Source organism: Pseudomonas sp. 9.3L (assembly GCF_058536285.1).
In genome coordinates, this window is record NZ_JBZUBK010000001.1 from 3,541,177 (window position 1) to 3,560,322 (window position 19,146).

19 protein-coding genes are annotated in these 19,146 nt (G+C 62.6%); 10 read left to right on the plus strand and 9 right to left on the minus strand.

What is annotated here, in order from left to right; genetic code table 11:
- Nucleotides 1-155: 155 nt before the first annotated feature.
- Nucleotides 156-743, minus strand: a complete 588-nt coding sequence (locus AC4LE2_RS16380) for an acyl carrier protein phosphodiesterase (RefSeq protein ID WP_491826752.1) — start codon at nucleotides 741-743, stop codon at nucleotides 156-158.
- A 141-nt stretch (nucleotides 744-884) separates the two neighbouring features.
- On the opposite strand from AC4LE2_RS16380, the gene AC4LE2_RS16385 reads away from it, so the two are divergent.
- Genes AC4LE2_RS16385 through AC4LE2_RS16395 form a run of 3 tightly spaced genes read left to right on the plus strand, consistent with a single transcriptional unit; the run spans nucleotide 885 to nucleotide 3,437 of the window.
- On the plus strand, nucleotides 885-1,187 hold the full coding sequence (locus AC4LE2_RS16385) for an ArsR/SmtB family transcription factor (RefSeq protein WP_491826753.1): 303 nt from the start codon (nucleotides 885-887) through the stop codon (nucleotides 1,185-1,187).
- A gap of 16 nt (nucleotides 1,188-1,203) precedes the next feature.
- Nucleotides 1,204-2,370, plus strand: a complete 1,167-nt coding sequence (locus AC4LE2_RS16390) for an MFS transporter (protein ID WP_491826754.1) — start codon at nucleotides 1,204-1,206, stop codon at nucleotides 2,368-2,370.
- A 17-nt stretch (nucleotides 2,371-2,387) separates the two neighbouring features.
- The gene (locus AC4LE2_RS16395; protein ID WP_491826755.1) at nucleotides 2,388-3,437 is read left to right on the plus strand and encodes an alkene reductase; all 1,050 of its coding nucleotides are present in this window, start codon (nucleotides 2,388-2,390) and stop codon (nucleotides 3,435-3,437) included.
- Between the two features lie 23 nt (nucleotides 3,438-3,460).
- Here the strand turns inward: AC4LE2_RS16395 and AC4LE2_RS16400 are convergent, their stop codons facing one another.
- The 3 genes from AC4LE2_RS16400 to AC4LE2_RS16410 all read right to left on the minus strand — a co-directional run bounded on the left by AC4LE2_RS16400 (nucleotide 3,461) and on the right by AC4LE2_RS16410 (nucleotide 6,333).
- The gene (locus tag AC4LE2_RS16400; RefSeq protein WP_491826756.1) at nucleotides 3,461-4,303 is read right to left on the minus strand and encodes an ATPase; all 843 of its coding nucleotides are present in this window, start codon (nucleotides 4,301-4,303) and stop codon (nucleotides 3,461-3,463) included.
- A gap of 94 nt (nucleotides 4,304-4,397) precedes the next feature.
- Entirely contained in the window at nucleotides 4,398-5,402 is a 1,005-nt protein-coding gene (locus AC4LE2_RS16405) for an NAD-dependent epimerase/dehydratase family protein (RefSeq protein ID WP_491826757.1), read from the minus strand.
- 7 nt (nucleotides 5,403-5,409) lie between these two features.
- Nucleotides 5,410-6,333: a LysR family transcriptional regulator ArgP gene (locus AC4LE2_RS16410; protein ID WP_491826758.1), complete on the minus strand. Its 924-nt coding sequence runs from the start codon at nucleotides 6,331-6,333 to the stop codon at nucleotides 5,410-5,412.
- Between the two features lie 87 nt (nucleotides 6,334-6,420).
- Between AC4LE2_RS16410 and AC4LE2_RS16415 the strand changes: the two genes are divergently transcribed.
- The 7 genes from AC4LE2_RS16415 to AC4LE2_RS16445 all read left to right on the plus strand — a co-directional run bounded on the left by AC4LE2_RS16415 (nucleotide 6,421) and on the right by AC4LE2_RS16445 (nucleotide 15,290).
- The gene (locus tag AC4LE2_RS16415) at nucleotides 6,421-7,017 is read left to right on the plus strand and encodes a LysE/ArgO family amino acid transporter (RefSeq protein ID WP_491826759.1); all 597 of its coding nucleotides are present in this window, start codon (nucleotides 6,421-6,423) and stop codon (nucleotides 7,015-7,017) included.
- Nucleotides 7,018-7,188: 171 nt separating this feature from the next.
- Nucleotides 7,189-7,785 (plus strand): superoxide dismutase, encoded by a 597-nt coding sequence (locus AC4LE2_RS16420; protein WP_491826760.1) that lies wholly within the window; start codon nucleotides 7,189-7,191, stop codon nucleotides 7,783-7,785.
- A gap of 291 nt (nucleotides 7,786-8,076) precedes the next feature.
- Entirely contained in the window at nucleotides 8,077-10,128 is a 2,052-nt protein-coding gene (locus AC4LE2_RS16425) for a putative bifunctional diguanylate cyclase/phosphodiesterase (protein ID WP_491826761.1), read from the plus strand.
- Between the two features lie 129 nt (nucleotides 10,129-10,257).
- On the plus strand, nucleotides 10,258-11,595 hold the full coding sequence (locus AC4LE2_RS16430) for an imelysin family protein (RefSeq protein WP_491826762.1): 1,338 nt from the start codon (nucleotides 10,258-10,260) through the stop codon (nucleotides 11,593-11,595).
- Between the two features lie 60 nt (nucleotides 11,596-11,655).
- Nucleotides 11,656-13,086: a di-heme oxidoreductase family protein gene (locus AC4LE2_RS16435; RefSeq protein WP_491826763.1), complete on the plus strand. Its 1,431-nt coding sequence runs from the start codon at nucleotides 11,656-11,658 to the stop codon at nucleotides 13,084-13,086.
- Nucleotides 13,087-13,117: 31 nt separating this feature from the next.
- Entirely contained in the window at nucleotides 13,118-14,182 is a 1,065-nt protein-coding gene (locus AC4LE2_RS16440) for an imelysin family protein (protein ID WP_491826764.1), read from the plus strand.
- Between the two features lies 1 nt (nucleotide 14,183).
- Nucleotides 14,184-15,290, plus strand: a complete 1,107-nt coding sequence (locus AC4LE2_RS16445) for a DUF1513 domain-containing protein (protein WP_491826765.1) — start codon at nucleotides 14,184-14,186, stop codon at nucleotides 15,288-15,290.
- 9 nt (nucleotides 15,291-15,299) lie between these two features.
- Here the strand turns inward: AC4LE2_RS16445 and AC4LE2_RS16450 are convergent, their stop codons facing one another.
- The 5 genes from AC4LE2_RS16450 to colR form a co-directional block, all read right to left on the minus strand.
- Nucleotides 15,300-15,530 carry a hypothetical protein gene (locus tag AC4LE2_RS16450; protein ID WP_491826766.1) on the minus strand — a complete coding sequence of 77 codons (231 nt, stop codon included), beginning with the start codon at nucleotides 15,528-15,530 and terminating at the stop codon, nucleotides 15,300-15,302.
- On the minus strand, nucleotides 15,527-16,249 hold the full coding sequence (locus AC4LE2_RS16455) for a lipopolysaccharide kinase InaA family protein (RefSeq protein WP_491826767.1): 723 nt from the start codon (nucleotides 16,247-16,249) through the stop codon (nucleotides 15,527-15,529). The genes AC4LE2_RS16450 and AC4LE2_RS16455 overlap by 4 nt, the downstream gene beginning before the upstream one ends.
- Nucleotides 16,250-16,254: 5 nt before the next feature.
- Entirely contained in the window at nucleotides 16,255-16,935 is a 681-nt protein-coding gene (locus AC4LE2_RS16460; protein ID WP_491826768.1) for a class I SAM-dependent methyltransferase, read from the minus strand.
- A gap of 150 nt (nucleotides 16,936-17,085) precedes the next feature.
- Entirely contained in the window at nucleotides 17,086-18,369 is a 1,284-nt protein-coding gene (locus tag AC4LE2_RS16465) for a sensor histidine kinase (protein ID WP_491826769.1), read from the minus strand.
- Complete coding sequence (colR, locus tag AC4LE2_RS16470; protein ID WP_491826770.1) at nucleotides 18,359-19,042, minus strand: two-component system response regulator ColR; 684 nt, start codon at nucleotides 19,040-19,042, stop codon at nucleotides 18,359-18,361. Before colR ends, AC4LE2_RS16465 begins: the two co-directional genes overlap by 11 nt.
- Nucleotides 19,043-19,146 lie beyond the last annotated feature (104 nt).

Here is a 19,146-nt window from a genome sequence, read left to right on the forward strand (position 1 = left end):
GTGCTTACTACTGCGGTGTCTCCGGTCGCCGGCAAGCCGGGCGGCTACGGGCGTTCTCTTGTAGCAGCAGGCCTTGGCCGCGACGTGGTTACGACCGCGGTGCTTCCGGTCGCCGGCAAGCCGGGCTGCTACATTAAGGGCGCCCAGGGATGCTCCTACACCCGCTGTTGCTGGAGCCAGGCCTGGGTAAAGGCCTGTAGCTCGGGGTAGAAGGCTATGAAGTCGTTCATCAGCGCGGGGTACAGGGTGCGCAGCTCAGGCATGGCGCCTTGCAGCCCTTCGGGCCGGGTAAGCCGGCGGGAAATACCTTGTAGCACCTGATCCAGCACCTCGAAGGCTTGGTACGAGCCCAGCCAGTCGTCGGCAATCATGAAGGGCGCGATGGCCGCCAGGCGCCCCGGAAGGTCGGGGGTGCGCTGCAACACGGCATAGACTTGGCCTGTAAAGTGCGCCAAGGGCTCGGGGTGGTACGCCTGCCAGTGGCGCGCCAGGCAGTGATCGAAAAACACGTCCAGAATAATCCCCGCATAGCGCCGCCGCTTGGGCGAGAAGCGCGCCAGCGCTGCCAATACGATGGGGTGGCTGTCGGTGTAGGCATCGATGGCCCGGTGCAGGCGAATGGCGGTTTCCAGCGGAGGGCTGAAGCGGCCCGCCAGCGGCCCCTTGACGAAATCACCATAAAGGCTGCCAAGCAGCTGCTCTGGAGCCGGCCCGCCTAGATGCAGGTGTGCGAGAAAATTCATGGGGAAAGCTTACGCCTGGGCTGCGCCTTTGGGTATAGCCAGACGCCAGGGCGCTATCACCATCAAATATTTGTATATCGCGATACAACGATTTATAGTTCGCCCCCTCGCGATATACCGCTACACCTGTGAGCACGTCATATGCCTTCTGACTTCGACGACATCATCAAAGCCCTCTCCCACCCTGTGCGCCGCGACATCCTGCACTGGCTGAAAGACCCAGTGGGTGAATTCCCTGGCCAGGCGCATAACCACGACTATGGCGTGTGTGCCGGGCAGATCGACCAGCGCTGCGGGCTGTCCCAGTCCACGGTCTCGGCACACCTGGCCACCTTGCAACGTGCCGGGCTGGTCAGCAGCCGCAAGGTAGGGCAATGGCACTACTTCCAACGTAACGAAGAACGGCTACAGGCCTTTCTCAAGCAGCTGAGCGAACAGCTCTGACAGGACACCCCTTCACATGCCCTTACCCTTATTCATCCTGGCGTTGAGTTCGTTCGCCATCGGCACCACCGAGTTCGTGATCATGGGGCTGTTGCCCAATGTGGCGCAGGACTTGGGCGTGTCCATTCCCGGCGCCGGCTGGCTGGTCACTGGCTATGCCTTGGGCGTGGCCCTGGGCGCGCCCTTCATGGCCATGGCCACCGCACGCCTGCCACGCAAGCTGGCGCTGGTGGTGCTGATGGGCGTGTTCATCGTTGGCAACCTGCTGTGCGCCGTGGCGTCGGATTACAACGTGTTGATGTTCGCCCGCGTGGTCACTGCCCTGTGCCATGGCGCCTTCTTCGGCATCGGCTCGGTGGTGGCGGCCAATTTAGTAGAGCCCAACCGGCGCGCCTCGGCCGTGGCCTTGATGTTCACCGGGCTGACCCTGGCCAACGTGCTGGGCGTGCCGCTGGGCACGGCGCTGGGTCAGGCGGCAGGCTGGCGCTCTACCTTCTGGGGCGTGACGGTGATTGGCGTGATCGCGTTCGTGGGGCTGCTGCGCTTCCTGCCCAAGCGGCACGATGAGCAAAAGCTGGACATGGCCGCCGAGCTGGCCGGCCTCAAGGGTGTAGGCATCTGGTTGTCGCTGAGCATGACGGTGATGTTCTCCGCGTCGATGTTCGCGCTCTTTACCTACATCGCACCGCTGCTGGGCGAGGTCACTGGCGTCTCCGACCGGGGCATCACCTTCACCTTGCTGCTGATCGGCCTGGGCCTGACCTTGGGCAACATCGTGGGCGGCAAGCTGGCTGACCGCCAACTGGCAGGCACCCTGGCCGGCGCCTTCGTGGCCATGGCCGTGGTGTGTACGGTACTGGCGTGGACCAGCGTGGCCGTGGTGCCCACGGAAATCACCCTGTTCATCTGGGCCATGGCGGCCTTCGCAGCGGTGCCTGCATTGCAGGTGAACGTGGTGAGCTTCGGCAAGGCGGCGCCTAACCTGGTGTCCACCCTCAACATCAGCGCATTCAACGTGGGCAATGCCCTTGGCGCCTGGACAGGCGGCGCTGTGATCGAGCACGGCCTGGGCCTGACCCGGGTGCCGCTGGCGGCGGCTGCCCTGGCGGTGATCGCGCTGGTGCTGACCCTTATTACCTTCAGCCGGGGCGGCAAGGCCGATCTGGCACCTGTTACTCACTAAGCGCAGAGGCATACCCCATGGCTACCTTGTTTGACCCTATCCGCGTCGGTGACCTTGAATTGCCTAACCGCATCTTCATGGCCCCCCTCACCCGCTGCCGTGCCGACGCCGGCCGCGTGCCCAATGCGATGATGGCCGACTACTACGTGCAGCGCGCCAGCGCCGGGCTGATTTTGTCCGAAGCCACCTCGGTCACGCCCATGGGCGTGGGCTACCCCAACACCCCAGGCATCTGGAGCGATGAGCAAGTTGCCGGCTGGGCTCAGGTGACCCAGGCTGTGCAAGCAGCGGGCGGGCGTATCTTCCTACAACTGTGGCACGTCGGCCGCATCTCCCACTCCAGCTACCTGGACGGTGAATTGCCGGTAGCGCCTAGCGCCATTCAGCCTGAAGGCCACGTGAGCCTGGTACGGCCCATCACTGGGTTCGAAACACCCCGCACGCTGGACACCAGCGAAATCCCCGGCATTGTCGAGGCCTACCGGCTGGGTGCGGAAAACGCCAAAAAGGCAGGGTTTGACGGCGTGGAGATCCATGGCGCCAACGGCTACCTGATCGACCAGTTCCTGCAAAGCAGCACCAACCAGCGCACCGATCAGTACGGTGGCTCGCTGGAAAACCGCGCGCGCCTGCTGCTGGAGATCACGGACGCGGCCATTGGCGTGTGGGGCGCGAACCGAGTAGGCATGCACCTGGCCCCTCGTGCGGATTTGCACGACATGGGCGACGCCGACCGTGCCGAGACCTTCACCTACGTGGCGCGTGAGCTGGGCAAGCGCGGCATTGCGTTTATCTGCTCACGGGAAAAAGAAGCCGGCGACAGCCTGGGCGCGCAGCTCAAGCAGGCGTTCGGTGGCGTGTACGTGGCCAACGAGCGCTACACCAAGGACAGCGCTAACGCCGCCTTGGCACGTGGTGATGCTGATGCGGTGGCCTTCGGCGTGCCCTTTATCGCCAACCCTGACCTGCCAGCGCGGTTCAAGGCCGATGCCCCGCTCAATGAGCCGCACCCGGACACCTTCTACGCCAGCGGCCCGGCGGGGTATGTGGATTACCCCACGCTGTAACGCTTAAACGGCCAAGGGCGCGGTCAAGGGGTTTTCCTGTCAATTTGCTGTTGCAGGTTCTGCACCTGCGCCTGAAGGCCATTGATGTTGCGGGTGGTCTGGCCACGGAAGGCGTCGAACTCGCTGGTGCTGGGGCCAGCGGCCTGAGCGGGCCGGTTATCCAGCTCGCTCTTGAGCACGACCAGGTCTTGCTCTACCCGCTCCAGCCGGTTCCCGAGGTTATCCCCCTTTTTCAGCGCGGCCACGTCGGTGGCCAGGCTCTTGACCTGACCGTCAAGGGCCGCCTGCGCGCTTGCTGTTGCCTTGAGGCTGGCCAGGTCCGCGCTCAAGGTTTTGAGCTGATCCTGTACTTGCTGAGCCGTGGCTTGTTGGGCACTTAGCTGGCCGTTCAACTGCTCCAAGCGCTTGTCCGTTGCGCCTTGCTGGCCGGTAGTGCCCTGCTGTTGGCGGCCCAGGTCATCCAAACGGGTTTGCAACTGGCGCACCTGCTGCTTAAGGGCTTCAGTGTCGCTGCTGACGCTGCTTTCGCCGTCGGCCACCTTGCCACTGATTGCCTGTAACCGGCCGGCGGCTTCTTCGCTCACCTTGGCAAAGCTTTCCTGCGTGGCCACCAGCTGTTGCTCCATCAGCGAGATCTGCTGGAAGCTCCACCACCCCAGCCCGCCCAACGCGATGAACAGCGCCACTACCAACGCCCAGAGAGCGCCCGAGCCCGGCGCCTTGACCTTGATCACAGGCGTTGTACGTGAATACACCGCTTCGTGCTGGGCCGGCGGCTGCGGGGCGTCCGCGAACTCAACGTCATCCCGGTCACGGGCGGAAAGGCTGGGCAAGTTGTCGAAATCGTCGCTGGCGTCTTTACGCATGGCAGGCGTCCTGGGTCATTAACAATGGCGGCGAGTCTATCACCGCACCCAATGGCCAGGGGCGACGGCCTCGCCTAGGCTCTGCACGAGATGCCTAGCGGTACTTGCCCGAGGTGTCCTGGCTACGCCAACCCCGACAGAGATCATCCATGCCCGCCCAGATCGACGCCTGCGGCGCATACGCCAAGTAGTGGCAGGCACGGCTGATGTCCAGGGTAATGTCTTGAGTGATCCAGGCGATATCAGCAGGTAACAGCGGTGGCCGGGGGCGGCCTGGCCAGTACTCACGCACGCAACCGGATACCCCCGCTGCTATGCGCGCGGGCCATACGCGCCGGTAATGACGTAACGGTGCCAGTTGCAGGTGGCGAAGGCCGTAGTTGAGTACATCCCAGAACGGCACCGGGGCACCGTTGGCGATGTTGTAGGCCCTGCCCAGCGCGTCATCGCTGGCGTACATCGCTGCCCACAAGGCGTGGTCGAGGTTAGCCTGGGTAGTGAAGTCAACTCGGTTCAGGCCATCGCCCAGGATGGCCAGCCGCTGCCGAGCGCACAGGGTGAACAGGCCGGGCCACAACGTGGGTTCGCCTGCGCCTACCACCGGGGCGGGGCGCAGAGCCAGCACCTGAAGGCCGAACTCCTCGGCGCCAAACACCCGCTGCTCGGCGCTGAACCGGGTGCGTGCCTGCAACGAGCGCTTACGGTGCGGCAGTTGGTCCTCGCGTACCGGCTGCCCCCCGGCGGGGCATTCGTAGATCTGCGCACTGGACAGGTACACCAGGCGCCGCACCTGCGCCTTGAGGCAGGCCTCCACAATGTTTTCGGTGGTGCTGAGGTTGGCCGACTCAAAGGCCGGCAGGCGCCCCCAATGCCCACCCAGCCCCGCACAGTGCACGACCACTTCCATGCCCTGGCAGGCATGGCGAGCGAAGGCCGGGTCGGTCAGGTCGCCGTCGAGTACCGAGGCGCCAAGGCGTGCCAGCCCCTCAAGGCGCTCCCGGCGGCGCCCCGTGGCGCGCACCTGCATACCCTGGCTCAGGGCGAACCGGGCGAAGCTGCCACCGATAAAGCCCGTGGCGCCTGTAACCAGTATGTTCATGGGTTGCTCACCGTGTGTGTTTCTCCGCACTGCCGACGCTTGCAATAGGGACCAGGACACGTGCGGCTTGGTCGACCAGCTCGCGGGTCAGCTCATCGAGCAACAGGCCGCCGCTGCGCCAATGGTGCCAGTACAAGGGTACGTCGCTGTGGCAGCTCGGCAGTAATTCTACGAGTGTGCCTTGGGCCAACTGCGCCCGCACTTGCATCTCCGGCACCAAGCCCCAGCCCAGGCCCGCTTCGGTCATGCGCACAAAGCCCTCAGATGAGGGCACCAGGTGGTGGGCAAACCCGCCCTCTATGCCCAGCGCGGCCATGAAGCGGTGCTGGAGCAAATCATCCGGGCCGTACACCAAGGCCGGTACCCGTGCCAGGCCAGGCGCACTGAAACCTGACGGGAAGTGCCGGTCGATAAACGCCTGAGTTGCCACCGCACGGTAGCGCATGGCGCCCAACGGCTCGCTGCGCGCACCGGCCACTGGCCGTGGGGCGGCACACAAGCAGGCGGCCACTTCACCGGCACGCATGCGCTTGAGGCCGACCTCTTGGTCTTCCACTATCAACTCCAGCACCACCCCCCGCTCCTGACAGAACGGCGCCACCGCTGCGGGCCACCAGGTGGCCAGGCTGTCGGCGTTAATCGCCACCCGCAGCCGCTCCGGCAAGGGGTGGTCGTCCAGCCCAGGAACGGCCTCGCGCACATCCCGCTCTAGCAGGCGCACGTGCTGTACATGGCTCAGCAACCGTTTACCCACAGGCGTGGGGGTAGGTGGTGCTTCACGCACCAGCACCGGTTCGCCCAGCCGCGCCTCCAGCAGTTTTATACGCTGGGACACTGCCGACTGAGAAAGCCCAAGCGCCTGGGCGGCACGCTCGAAGCCGCCTTGCTCGATCACCATGGCCAAGGCCGTAAGCAATTTGTAGTCGAACATCAGATTCACTAATACCCCATGAGCATTATCGGTTTTCCTTATAGCCACCTACGCCTCACACTGCCAGCGTTATCTGGGAGAAACGTTATGTGGCAGAGCTACCTTAATGGGCTATTAATCGCGATTGGGCTGATCGTGGCAATTGGCGCGCAGAACGCCTTCGTGCTCGCCCAAAGCCTGCGCCGTGAGCATCACGTGGCGGTGGCCGCCTTGTGTGTGCTGTGCGATGTCCTGCTGGTGAGTGCCGGGGTGTTTGGCCTGGCGACCCTGCTGGCGCAAAGCCCTGTCTTGCTGAGCATCGCCCGTTGGGGCGGTGCGGCTTTTTTGCTGTGGTATGGCTGCAAGGCCCTGCGCCGTGCCGTTTCACCCAGCGCCCTGGCCGCCGAGAATCAGGCGCCCCGCTCGCGCCGAAACGTGCTGCTCAGCGCGTTGGCGGTCACGCTGCTCAACCCCCATGTGTACGTGGACACCGTGCTGCTCATTGGCAGTATCGGGGCGCGTCAGGCGGTACCCGAGGCCTACGTGGCAGGGGCCGCCAGTGCTTCGATGGCCTGGTTCTTCACGTTGGCGCTGGGCGCGGCCTGGCTTGCCCCCTGGTTGGCGCGCCCCGCCACCTGGCGCCTGCTCGATGGTGCCGTGGCGCTGATGATGTTCGTGGTGGCCGGCCAACTGGTCGTGGGTTAGCGCCGCTGCGCTTGGCCGCGCCAGCGCGTCTATCCCACACAGTTGCCGCGTGGTTATGCCCTGCCCCCGGTGCTATGATCCCCGCCCTGCGCCGGCCCTGTGGCAGGCGTGGCCAGGGCCGCCCGTGATCGGCCTTGCGCATAATGCAACAGCCTCGATTAGGAGAACCACATGGCTTTTGAACTGCCGCCGCTGCCCTACGCACATGACGCCCTGCAGCCGCACATTTCCCAGGAAACCCTGGAATTCCACCACGACAAGCACCACAACACCTACGTCGTGAACCTCAACAACCTGATTCCAGGCACTGAGTTCGAAGGCAAAACCCTTGAAGAGATCGTCAAGACCTCGTCTGGCGGCATCTTCAACAACGCGGCACAAGTGTGGAACCACACCTTCTACTGGAATTGCCTGTCACCCAACGGTGGCGGCGAGCCTAGCGGCAAGCTGGCAGAAGCCATTACCCAGGCGTTCGGCTCCTTTGAAAAATTCAAAGAAGAATTCAGCAAAACGTCCATCGGCACCTTCGGTTCCGGCTGGGGTTGGCTGGTGAAGAAGGCCGACGGTTCCCTGGCCCTGGCCAGCACCATTGGCGCCGGCAACCCGCTCACCAGCGGCGACACCCCGCTGCTCACCTGCGATGTATGGGAACACGCCTACTACATCGACTACCGCAATGTGCGGCCCAAGTACGTAGAGGCCTTCTGGAATCTGGTCAACTGGAGCTTCGTTGCCCAGCAGTTCGAAGGCAGCGCGTTCACCGCGTAAGCAGACACCCGGCCATTCAGGCCGCGTGCCCTGTGTAGGGGCAGGCCACGCCGCGAACCCTTTCGCGGGTCAAGGCCCGCCCCTACCTTTGATCCTTTATCACCACACAGCGGTTTTTATCGTGCTTACCTCAAGTTAAGGCCTTATGCCCCGATACTCTGGTGAGGCCTTGCCATCGCCTGCCATCTGGCGTTAAACCCCTGAATTCGCTCGAACCCTTTGACGGTCATCCATGCTTTTGCCAATACTCGGGCGACTGGTTACCGCGTGCTCGGAACAAGGAATTGTCCTTTGAAGGTGGAACTCAAGCACAGCTTGGCGCTGAAGCTGCTACGGATTGTGCTGCTGTCCGCGTTGATCGTTGGCGTACTGCTCAGTTGTGGGCAGATCATTCTGGATGCCTATAAAACGCGGCAGGCCATCACACGGGACGCCGAGCGTATCCTCGACATGTTCCAGGACCCTTCTACGCAGGCGGTGTATAGCCTGGACCGAGAAATGGGCTTGCAAGTGATCGAGGGCCTGTTCCAGGACCCGGCCGTGCGGGCCGCGTCTATTGGCCAACCGGGCGAGGCCATGCTCGCCGAACGTGAACGACCCCGGCAGAAAACCTCGCTGCGCTGGCTGACCGATGCCGTGCTGGGCGAAGAGCGCTCGTTCAGTGCCCGGCTCGTAGGGCGTGCGCCTTATAACGAGTACTACGGCGACCTGACCATCACGGTAGACACCGCCACCTACGGCGAAGACTTCGTGCGCAGCTCTGCGGTGCTATTCCTCTCAGGGGTGCTACGCGCCTTGCTGATGGGGCTGGTGCTGTACCTGGTATACCACTGGCTGCTCACCAAGCCGCTGTCGCGCATGCTACACCACCTCAGCCAGATCAACCCCGACCGGCCCGGCCAGCGCCAGTTGCCGCCACCTCCGGGCCATGAGCACAACGAGTTGGGGCAATGGGTCAGCACCGCCAATCAACTGCTGGCGTCCATCGAGCGCAACACCACCCTTCGCGCCGAGGCAGAGAACAGCCTGCGGCGGATGTCGCAATACGACTTCCTCACCGGGTTGCCCAACCGCCTGCAATTGCAACAGCAACTGGAGGAGATCCTCAAGGACGCCAGCCGCTTGCAGCACCGTGTGGCGATCGTGTGCGTGGGCCTGGATGACTTCAAAGAGGTGAACGAGCAATACAGCTATCAGGCAGGCGACCAGTTGCTATTGGCCACGGCCGACCGGCTACGTGCCCACTGCGGCCGTATGGGTGCGCTGGCACGCCTGGGCGGTGACCAATTTGCGCTGGTGCAGGCCAGCATTCAGGAACCCTACCAGGCCGCCGAGCTGGCCCAGCGCATACTCGACGACCTGGCCGCGCCGTTTGCGCTGGATGCTCGGGAGATCCGCCTGCGCGCCACCATCGGCATTACCCTCTTCCCTGAAGACGGCGACAGCCCGGAGAAGCTGCTGCAAAAGGCCGAGCAGACCATGACCCTGGCCAAAGGCCGCTCTCGTAACCGTTACCAGTTTTACGTGGCCAGCGTGGACAGCGAAATGCGCCGCCGCCGTGAGTTGGAAAAGGCCCTGCGCGAAGCGCTGGCGGGTAACCAGCTGTCGTTGGTGTACCAGCCGCAGGTGAGCTACGTGGAGAACAAGGTGGTGGGGGTAGAAGCACTGTTGCGCTGGCACCACCCCGAGTACGGGATGATCCCCCCCGATCAGTTCATTCCCCTGGCCGAGCAGAACGGTACGATCCTGGCCATCGGCGAATGGGTACTGGACCAAGCCTGCCGGCAACTGCGCGAGTGGCACGACCAGGGCTTCAGCCAGTTGCGCATGGCCGTGAACCTGTCCACGGTGCAGCTGCACCACAGCGAACTGCCACGGGTGGTGAGCAACATTGTGCAGATGTACCGCCTGCCGCCACGCACCCTGGAGTTGGAAGTCACTGAAACCGGCCTGATGGAAGACATCAGTACCGCCGCCCAGCACTTGCTTAGCTTGCGCCGCTCGGGCGCACTGATTGCCATCGATGACTTCGGTACCGGTTATTCCTCTCTGGGCTATCTGCGCTCACTGCCCCTGGACAAGATCAAGATCGATAAAAGCTTCGTGAAAGACCTGCTTGAGGATGAAGACGACGCCACTATCGTGCGAGCGGTCATCCAACTGGGCAAGAGCCTGGGCATGCAGGTCATCGCTGAAGGCGTAGAGACCGCCGAGCAAGAGGCGTACATCATTGCCGAGGGCTGCCATGAGGGCCAGGGCTACTACTATGCCAAGCCATTACCCGCCCGGGAACTGCTGGCCTTCCTCAAACGCAGTGAGCACATAGGCACCTTGCCTCAGTGAACCTGTGATCGCCGGGATGAATTATTTTTCACCCGGCCCTTTACTTTAAATGCAAACCCTTCGCATTATGTGGCCGCTCCGTTCGGCGCTCCTACGCGCCTTTCGCCATTTTTAACGCAGGAATTTGCCATGATCCGTACGCCTTTGGTTGCCAGTCTGCTGGCCGTCGCCATTTCCCTTGCCGGTTGCGGAGACAGCAACGACAAAGACAAAGCGGCCGCTCAGACACCTGCACCAACGGCCGCCAACGCCAGCGCGACGCCTGCGGCGGTTGCACTCGACCAAACTGCGGCCAAGGCTGTTGTAGGCCATTACGCCAACATGGTCCATGCCGTGTTCAGTGATGCCCTCACCACCGCAACCGGCCTGCAGCAAGCGGTCGATGCCTTCCTTGCCAAGCCGGACGCCAACACCCTCAAGGCCGCCCGCGAAGCCTGGCTGGCCTCGCGCCCTAGCTACCTGCAAAGCGAAGTGTTCCGCTTCGGCAACACCATCATCGACGACTGGGAAGGCCAGGTGAACGCCTGGCCCCTGGACGAGGGTCTGATCGATTACGTGGCCAAGGATTACGAGCCTGCGCTGGGCAACCCCGGCGGCGCCGTCAATATCATTGCCCACACTGAGATCCAGCTGGGTGAAGACAAGGTAGACGTCAAAGACATCACCCCCGAGAAGCTCGCCAGCCTCAACGAACTTGGCGGGTCGGAGGCCAACGTGGCCACCGGTTACCACGCCATCGAGTTCCTGCTCTGGGGTCAAGACCTTAACGGCACGGGCGCCGGGGCCGGCAACCGCCCTGCCAGCGATTACCTGGAAGGCAAGGGCGCAACCGGCGGCCATAACGACCGCCGCCGCGCCTACCTCAAGGCCGCCACCGACCTGCTGGTCAGCGACCTCACCGAAATGGTCAATAACTGGAAGCCCAACACCCCCGACAACTACCGCGCCAGCCTGGAAGCCGAGCCGGTAGACAGCGGGCTGCGCAAGATGCTGTTCGGCATGGGCAGCCTGTCGCTGGGTGAGCTGGCCGGTGAGCGCCTGAAAGTGGCACTGGAGGCCAATTCGCCTGAAGACGAGCACGACTGCTTCAGTGACAACACTCATAACTCGGCCTTCTTCAATGCCAAAGGCATTCGTAATGTGTACCTGGGCGAATACCTGCGCGCCGATGGCACCCGCCTGACCGGGCCTGGCCTGTCTTCGCTGGTGGCCAAGATCGACCCTGCCACTGACCAGGCGCTGAAGGCCGATTTGGCCGATACCGAAGCGAAAATGCAGGTCATGGTAGACCGTGCCAATCAGGGCGAGCATTTCGACCAACTCATTGCCTCTGGCAATGCCGCAGGCAACCAAGTGGTACGTGATGCCATCGGCGCGTTGGTCAAGCAGACCGGCGCCATCGAGCAGGCGGCAGGCAAGCTTGGCATCACCGACTTGAACCCGGACAACGCCGACCACGAGTTTTGATGTCGTGGCCGCGCAGCGTTGCTGCGCGGCCACAGGTTTTGCGCAACACAGGTTACCCCGATGTCCTTATTACCGGTTCGTTTGCCATGGCTGGCCTTGTGCCTGATGCTCTCGGCATGCGACCAGGCGCCTCGCTTCACCCGGGCCGAGCCCGGCGAAGCCTTATCGGCAGGTGCTGCCACGGTACGGCGCACTGACGCCAACGCCTATCAGCTACCGTCGGCCAATCTCAGCGCACAGCGGCGCGTGGATTTCAGCGTAGGCAACAGCTTCTTCCGCAACCCCTGGGTCATCGCGCCCTCCACCACTACCGCCCGAGATGGCCTAGGCCCGCTGTTCAATACCAATGCCTGCCAGAACTGCCACATTCGTGACGGGCGCGGCCATGCGCCCGAGGCCGGTGCAGCCAATGCCGTGTCGATGCTGGTACGGCTCTCCGTGCCTGACAGCGAACCGACGCTGGAAAGCCTGCGCCGATTGGGGTTCACCCCCGAGCCGGTCTATGGCACCCAACTGCAGGACATGGCAGTGCCGGGTGTACAGCCCGAAGGTCGCGTGCGCGTGGCTTACACACCGGTGGCGGTCACCTTTACTGACGGCCACGAGGTGGTGCTGCGCCAGCCCGAGCTGCACGTTGACCGGTTAGGCTATGGCCCCCTGCATCCCCAAGTGCGCCTCTCGGCACGCATCGCCTCGCCCATGATTGGCCTGGGGTTACTCGAAGCAATCCCCGCGCAGGCCATTCTGGACAATGCCAAGGCCCAGGCCAGTGGTGACGGCGGCGTGCGCGGGCGCCCCAACTACGTGTTCGACGATGCCACGGGGCAGACCACCCTCGGGCGCTTCGGCTGGAAGGCCAGCCAGCCAGGCCTGGACCAGCAAAATGCCCATGCGTTTGCAGGCGACTTGGGGATTACGTCCTCGTTGCATCCCAACACTGACTGCACGCCGGCCCAAGCCGGCTGCCTGAACGCGGCAAATGGCAACCAAAGCCCTGAAGAACCCTTCGAGGTGAGCGACAACATCCGTCGGCTGGTGCTGTTCTACAGCCGTAACCTGGCCGTGCCTGCGCGCCGCGACGAAGCCACCCCTCAGGTGCTTAAGGGCAAGGGGCTGTTTTACCAGGCAGGCTGCCAGCGCTGCCATGTGCCCCAGTACCGTACCGCCGATACCGCCGCCGAACCCGAGCTTGCGAACCAGGTGATCCGCCCCTATACCGACCTGCTGCTTCATGACATGGGGCCAGGGCTGGCGGATGGCTACAGTGTGTTCGAGGCCCGTGGGCAGGACTGGCGCACGCCGCCCTTGTGGGGCATCGGGCTGTCCGCCACGGTCAACCCAGAGGGCGGGTTCCTGCACGATGGGCGCGCCCGCGACCTGCTTGAGGCGGTCTTGTGGCATGACGGTGAAGCCGCTGACGCCAAGGCGCGCGTGCTGCAATTCGATGCCGATGAGCGCGCAGCATTGCTGGCGTTTCTTCAATCCCTATAACATCCCAGATCTTCTTTCCGTGGAGCTGTCCATGTTTCGTCCCAAGTTGCTCTTCACCAGCCTTGCCGCCCTCGCACTGGGCGCCTGCACACCTCAGGACCCGCAAGCGGTGACGAGTGCCGCGCTGGCCAGTCAGGTACTGCTGCCTACCTACAGCCAGTGGGTAGACGCCGATCAGCAACTGGCCAAAAGTGCGCTCGCCTTTTGCCAGGGCCAGGAAAGCCTGGACAAAGCCCGTGCTGACTACCTGGTAGCGCAAAAGGCCTGGGCAGCCCTGCAACCGTTGCTCATCGGCCCACTCACCGAGGGCAACCGCGCCTGGTCGGTGCAATTCTGGCCTGACAAGAAAAACCTCGTAGGCCGCCAGGTAGAGCAACTGATTGCCAGCGGGGGCCCTATCGATACTGCGTCCCTGGCCAAGGCCAGCGTAGTGGTGCAGGGGTTGTCGGCGTATGAATACATCCTGTTCGACAGCAAGCCTGAAATGGCCAGCGAGGCCAATAAAGCGGCCTATTGCCCCTTGCTGATGGCCATCGGCGAGCGTCAAAAAGCCCTGGCTGAAGACATCCTCGATGCCTGGAAGCGCAACGACGGGATGCTCGCGCAAATGAGCACTTTCCCTAACCAGCGTTATGCCGATGCCCATGAAGCCATTGCAGACCTGCTACGCGCTCAGGTCACTGCGCTAGACAGCCTGAAGAAAAAACTCGGCGCCCCCATGGGCCGTCAGAGCAAGGGCCTGCCACAGCCGTACCAAGCAGAAGCCTGGCGTAGCCAGTCATCGCTTAAAAGCCTCCAGGCCAGCTTGAGCGCGGCCCAAGCGGTCTGGAATGGCGTGGACGGCAAAGGCCTGCGCAACTTGCTGCCCAGCGATCAGAAGCCGCTGGCCGCCAAAATCGACGCAGCCTATGCTGCCGCCACTCAAGCACTGGATGACAATCAGCGTACCCTGACCGAACTGCTGGCCGACCCTGCCGGTCAACAGGCGCTCAATACCCTCTATGACCGCTTGAACACGGTTCACCGCCTGCACGAGCTAGAGCTGGCAAGGGCGCTGAACATCCAACTGGGCTTCAATGCCAACGACGGTGACTGATATGTGGCAGCGTTCGCTTTCGGGCCTTTTCAGGCTCCTCAAAGGCAGCAGGGCCGTAGCTGGCTGGCGGCTGAGCAGCCGTGGCGGGCGGCCGCCCTTGTTGCTGTCGGCTCGGGACGACGTCGACGGCGGGCATTACGCCGTAGCCTATCGCATGGATGGCACGCAGGCGTTCTGTACACCCGTAGCCCAACGCTGCCATGCCATTATCGAACACCCTTCCCAGCCTCTTGCGCTGTTCGTGGCGCGTCGCCCAGGTACGCAGAGCTACCTGATCGACCTGCGCAGTGGCACGCTGGTGCAGACGATAAACGCCCTGCCCGATCGGCACTTTTATGGGCATGCCGTGATCCACCACAGCGGCGAATGGCTGTACACCACCGAAAACGACACCACGGCGCCAGGCCGTGGGGTGCTGGGTGTCTATCGCTTTGCAAGTGGCCACGTGGAACGGGTAGCGGAGCTGCCTACCCATGGCATTGGCCCTCACGAATTAGCCTGGCTGCCAGACGGCGAAACCCTGGTGGTCGCCAATGGTGGCATCCGCACCGAGGCGGAGAGCCGGGTAGAGATGAACCTTGACGCGATGGAGCCCAGCCTGGTGCTAATGAGCCGGGAGGGCGACCTGTTGAGCAGGGAAACCCTGCCCCATCCCATGAACAGCATTCGTCACTTGGCTATTGCCAAAGACGGCACCGTGGCAGCCTGCCAACAGTTCATGGGCGACGCCAGCGAGGTGCCTCATTTGCTGGCGATCAAGCGCCCCGGCGAGCCCTTCATGCCCTTCCCGGTGAGCGAGTCACAGCTGCTCTCGATGGGGAATTACACCGCCAGCGTGGCAATCAATGATGCCCTGCGGCTGGTTGCGCTAACCGCGCCACGCGCCAATCGATTCTACGTGTGGGACCTGGACACCGCCGAGGTGAAGGTAGACGCACCTATGCCTGACTGCGCTGGCGTAGCTGCCGTGGAAGGCGGATTTGTGGTCACGTCGGGCCAAGGCCGCTGCCGCTATTACAACGCTAAGGCGGGTCAGTGGCTGGGCAGCCCAATGGCACTGCCGTCCGGCCTGTGGGACAACCACCTGCAGGTGGTCAAGGCCGGTTAGCCAGCAAGGTTATGCCCCGGAGCGCAGGCCTTGGGTAAGGCCTAGCATCAACAGCATCAGGTTGTGGTCGGGTGCTACCTCGGCAGCATCCGATTTGAAGCCCTTAGGGAGCAGGCAGATGCCCTGGCCGTGCTCTGCACGCAAAACCCCAGGGGTCGGCTCATCCCAGGCAGCAACCGCTGCGGTTGCCACTGCCAGTGAGCCTAAGAAGAACAAGCTTCGTGCAATTTGTAAGTTCATCGCTCTAACCCTTTGACAACGCTGCCAAACGCGGTCTCATAAAAGTAGAGCAGTTTCTTCCAATCTGCCTCGCTGAACGACGAATGGCGCCGTAATTGTTTGATATCGTGCTGCGATGCCGCTGTCGCGGTCAGCCGCCGGCGACACTTCTCAAGGTCCAGTAGCGCAACCTCGGCACGTGGCCCGCCGTTGCCTTCGACTACCCGCACGAACACATGCTTGATGTAGAGGCAGCTGTGCTGCCAACGCCCCTTATGCATCTTCGCAAGGTTCAGGGCCAAGTCTTCCAGCATCTGGTCATGCACGGCTTCGCCATAGCGCTCGCGGCCCCCTGCTTCATACCAGCGGGTGATCTCTTCAAAACCGTCGAGCGATTCGGTGACCAGCAAGGCTTTCCAGCCAAACTGCTGATCGCGCCGAGCGCCGCAATACAGCAACCGAGGCACCCGAACCTTCAGCGCGCTGAGGCCACGTAGCGCATCGCGTTCGCGGAGCACGGTAGGCCGGCCAAAGGGGTGCAAGGGCGAGCGGTAGATGTGCCCGGTTTGCCGTTTGACGTAAATCATGCCTGCCTGTGGCAGCAACACGCGCTGAACACCGCTTTCACCACCGCGGCGACGGTTGGGCTCTTCTACCCATTCGCCAGAACTCTGCCAGTAATGATCGAAGCCCGCGTCACCGGCTACGGGGCTGGCCTGGGTTGACCGTTCTGCTGCCATCGAGGTTACTCCTTACGCAACACATACACTCGCCACATGGCATACAGCGGCAAGAAATCAAGTCGTTCTTGTATGCGGAAACCGGCTTGAACAAATTCGGCCTCCGCTGTTTGTACCGGCACCAGGAACCGGTTCTGGTAGTCCGGCGCGCTGCCTCGCTCTGCCCGGCGCTGCTCGGAGCGCTTGCGCTTCCAAGCCTTGTAATTGCCGTCTACCCACAGCGAGAGGATCACTGAATCTCTCGACACGCGGTGAAACTCGCGCAACATCGCCAGCCGGTGGTCCGCTTCGCCGATGTGGTGCATCAGGCGCATGGAGAAAATGCTGTCCACTGCGTTGTCAGGCAAGTCAATGTCAAACGCGGACGTTTGCATCGGCTTCACCCGCGCCACAACCTCTGGCGGTTGCATCTGGCAGGCGGTGGCAACCATATCTGCCGAGTTGTCAGCCCCTATGATGACCCGGTTGGCTTTCTCTGCCAGCAGTGGCCAGAAGCGCCCAGCACCGCACGGCAAGTCCAACACCAGGCCAGGGTCCCCTGCCAATTCCAGTGCCTTGCGGGCCAGTTGCACGTCTCGCAAGTGGGACAGACGCCGCGACACGCCGCTTTGATGCTTATAGAAATAGCGGCGCGCGTGGGTTTGGTCGTACTTCTCAGAAAACTCAAGCTTGATCGGATTGTTCATATGACCTCCTGGAAACTGGACCGAACACTAGAGCGGCGCGAGTCATCGGGTGGTCATACGAATGTGAAAAAACTGTAATGCGACGTTAACAGCGCGCTGGTGCTGTTGCCAGATGTTTCACCAAGGGCCCGTGTGAAAAACGCTGCCCAGCTAGTGTTTGCGCGTTGACGTTTCAAGCGTCACATGAAACGCGCAGCCTTGAGGCTCATTGGTAGTTAAGGTGACGAGCCAGCCTTGGTCGTCGCAAATGCGCTGCACCAGCGACAACCCCAGCCCTAACCCTTCCCCTCGCTTTTCGTTGCCTCGCACGAAAGGTTGGAACATGGCTTCGCGTTTTTCTTCAGGAATACCCACGCCGGAGTCTTCCACGCTGAAGCCGGTTTTGCCGAGGGTCAGGCGGATAAACCCCTGGTCGGTGTAGTGCAGCGCGTTGCGCAACAGGTTGCTCATCACGGTTTGCAGGAAGGTAACGTTGAAGCGTGCCTCAGTGGGCTCACCGGGTTCATAGAGCAGTGTCAGCCCCTTTTGCTCGATAGGCTTGCGCCATTGGGCGATGAGGTCTTCGGCCACCTGCTGTAGCGCGCCTTGTGCCGTGAGGGCCTCGTTACGCTGTGCCCGTGCCAGCATCAGGAAGGTTTGCACCAGCTCGCGCATCTCTTCACATGCCCGGGTAATGCGCTCTACCTGAAGGCGTGCACGGTCATCGAGCCGCTCGTTGGCCAGCAATAGCTCGCAGGAGGTGGCCAACACCATCAAAGGCGTTCGCAACTCGTGGCTGACGTCGCTGGTAAACAGCCGCTCGCGGGTGAGGGCCTCGCGCAAGCGGCCCAGGGTGGCATCGAACGCCACGGCCAGTTGGCCCACTTCATCGGCGGCGTAGTCCGGCGCCAGCGGTGGTGCAAGGCCGAGCAGTTGATCGCGGTGGCGTACTTGCCGGGCCAGGCGAATGACGGGCGCCATCACCCGGCGCGCCAATAGCCAACCCAGCACGGCCGCCAATACCAGGCTCAAGACGAAGCCTACTACCACGACGGCAAACAGAATCCGTTCACGCTCTTCGAAATCGCTCTGGTCTTGCAGGAGTACGTAATGACGGCCGTCTACGATCTCTACCATCGCGTGGTAAGAAAGCTCGCCACGAAACACCTCGTGAAAGCCCTCGGAGAGGTTACGCAGGTCTTTAGGCAAGGCAAAATCGCCTCGGCCTTCACTGTAATAGAACAACTGATCAGGCTCGGGCCGATGGCTCCAATCATCCATGGTGTCCATGAGCAGCAGGCGCTGCAGATCGCCACCCAAGCCTGCTGAAATGAGCTTTTCTTCGACCAGGTGGACTGTGGCCACAATGCCCACGGCAAAGGCACCGGCGACCAACGCGCTCATCAGCGCGAACGCAATGATGATGCGTTGCGCCAGGCTTTGTTTAAACTCCATCACGCCCCTCGGTGAGCCGGTAGCCAACGCCGTGCACCGTCTGCAACAAGGGCTTGGCGAAGGGCTTGTCGATCACCTGGCGAAGCTGGTGAACGTGGCTGCGCAGGCTGTCGCTGTCGGGGCAGTCATCGCCCCACAGGGCCTCTTCGAGCACTTCTCGACGCAGCACATGAGGGCTTTTCTGCATCAGCACCGCCAGCAGCTTGAGCCCCACCGGGTTGAGCTTGAGCAGCTTGCCTTCACGGGTCACTTCCAGAGTATCGAGGTCGTACTGCAGGTCTGCCACTTGCAGGGTGCGGCGACCACCACCCTGCGCGCGGCGCATGACCGCTTCGATACGGGCCGCCAGTTCTGACAGGGCGAACGGTTTGACCAGGTAATCGTCAGCGCCGTGCCTGAAGCCTTGCAGGCGGTCATCGAGCTGGTCTCGGGCAGTGAGCATGATGACCGGCGTATCCCGGCGAGCATCTTCACGCAGGCGCTTGCACAGGGTAAAGCCGTCGATACCCGGCAGCATCACGTCCAGCACGATAAGGTCGTAGTGTTCAGTGGCGGCCAGGTGCAGCCCGGACAGGCCGTCCTGGGCACAGTCGACGGTATAGCCTTTCAACCCAAGGTAGTCCGCCAGGTTGGCGAGGATATCGCGGTTATCTTCGACCACGAGAATGCGCATGTAGGGTTCCTCTTGTACGGTATACACACCGAAGCCGGCGCAGCTTACGCTCAGTTCGCCATAGGCGGCTAGGGTTAATCGGGCCAGCGGCTGCTCACCCGTGG

Coding starts and splice junctions, on each gene's coding strand:
- AC4LE2_RS16415 (WP_491826759.1), top strand. CDS start 6,421: ATGTGGCAGAGCTACCTTAATGGGCTATTAATCGCGATTGGGCTGATC.
- AC4LE2_RS16405 (WP_491826757.1), bottom strand. CDS start 5,402: ATGAACATACTGGTTACAGGCGCCACGGGCTTTATCGGTGGCAGCTTC.
- AC4LE2_RS16450 (WP_491826766.1), bottom strand. CDS start 15,530: ATGAACTTACAAATTGCACGAAGCTTGTTCTTCTTAGGCTCACTGGCA.
- AC4LE2_RS16440 (WP_491826764.1), top strand. CDS start 13,118: ATGTTTCGTCCCAAGTTGCTCTTCACCAGCCTTGCCGCCCTCGCACTG.
- colR (WP_491826770.1), bottom strand. CDS start 19,042: ATGCGCATTCTCGTGGTCGAAGATAACCGCGATATCCTCGCCAACCTG.
- AC4LE2_RS16455 (WP_491826767.1), bottom strand. CDS start 16,249: ATGGCAGCAGAACGGTCAACCCAGGCCAGCCCCGTAGCCGGTGACGCG.
- AC4LE2_RS16410 (WP_491826758.1), bottom strand. CDS start 6,333: ATGTTCGACTACAAATTGCTTACGGCCTTGGCCATGGTGATCGAGCAA.
- AC4LE2_RS16380 (WP_491826752.1), bottom strand. CDS start 743: ATGAATTTTCTCGCACACCTGCATCTAGGCGGGCCGGCTCCAGAGCAG.
- AC4LE2_RS16395 (WP_491826755.1), top strand. CDS start 2,388: ATGGCTACCTTGTTTGACCCTATCCGCGTCGGTGACCTTGAATTGCCT.
- AC4LE2_RS16430 (WP_491826762.1), top strand. CDS start 10,258: ATGATCCGTACGCCTTTGGTTGCCAGTCTGCTGGCCGTCGCCATTTCC.
- AC4LE2_RS16385 (WP_491826753.1), top strand. CDS start 885: ATGCCTTCTGACTTCGACGACATCATCAAAGCCCTCTCCCACCCTGTG.
- AC4LE2_RS16390 (WP_491826754.1), top strand. CDS start 1,204: ATGCCCTTACCCTTATTCATCCTGGCGTTGAGTTCGTTCGCCATCGGC.
- AC4LE2_RS16460 (WP_491826768.1), bottom strand. CDS start 16,935: ATGAACAATCCGATCAAGCTTGAGTTTTCTGAGAAGTACGACCAAACC.
- AC4LE2_RS16420 (WP_491826760.1), top strand. CDS start 7,189: ATGGCTTTTGAACTGCCGCCGCTGCCCTACGCACATGACGCCCTGCAG.
- AC4LE2_RS16445 (WP_491826765.1), top strand. CDS start 14,184: ATGTGGCAGCGTTCGCTTTCGGGCCTTTTCAGGCTCCTCAAAGGCAGC.
- AC4LE2_RS16465 (WP_491826769.1), bottom strand. CDS start 18,369: ATGGAGTTTAAACAAAGCCTGGCGCAACGCATCATCATTGCGTTCGCG.
- AC4LE2_RS16400 (WP_491826756.1), bottom strand. CDS start 4,303: ATGCGTAAAGACGCCAGCGACGATTTCGACAACTTGCCCAGCCTTTCC.
- AC4LE2_RS16435 (WP_491826763.1), top strand. CDS start 11,656: ATGTCCTTATTACCGGTTCGTTTGCCATGGCTGGCCTTGTGCCTGATG.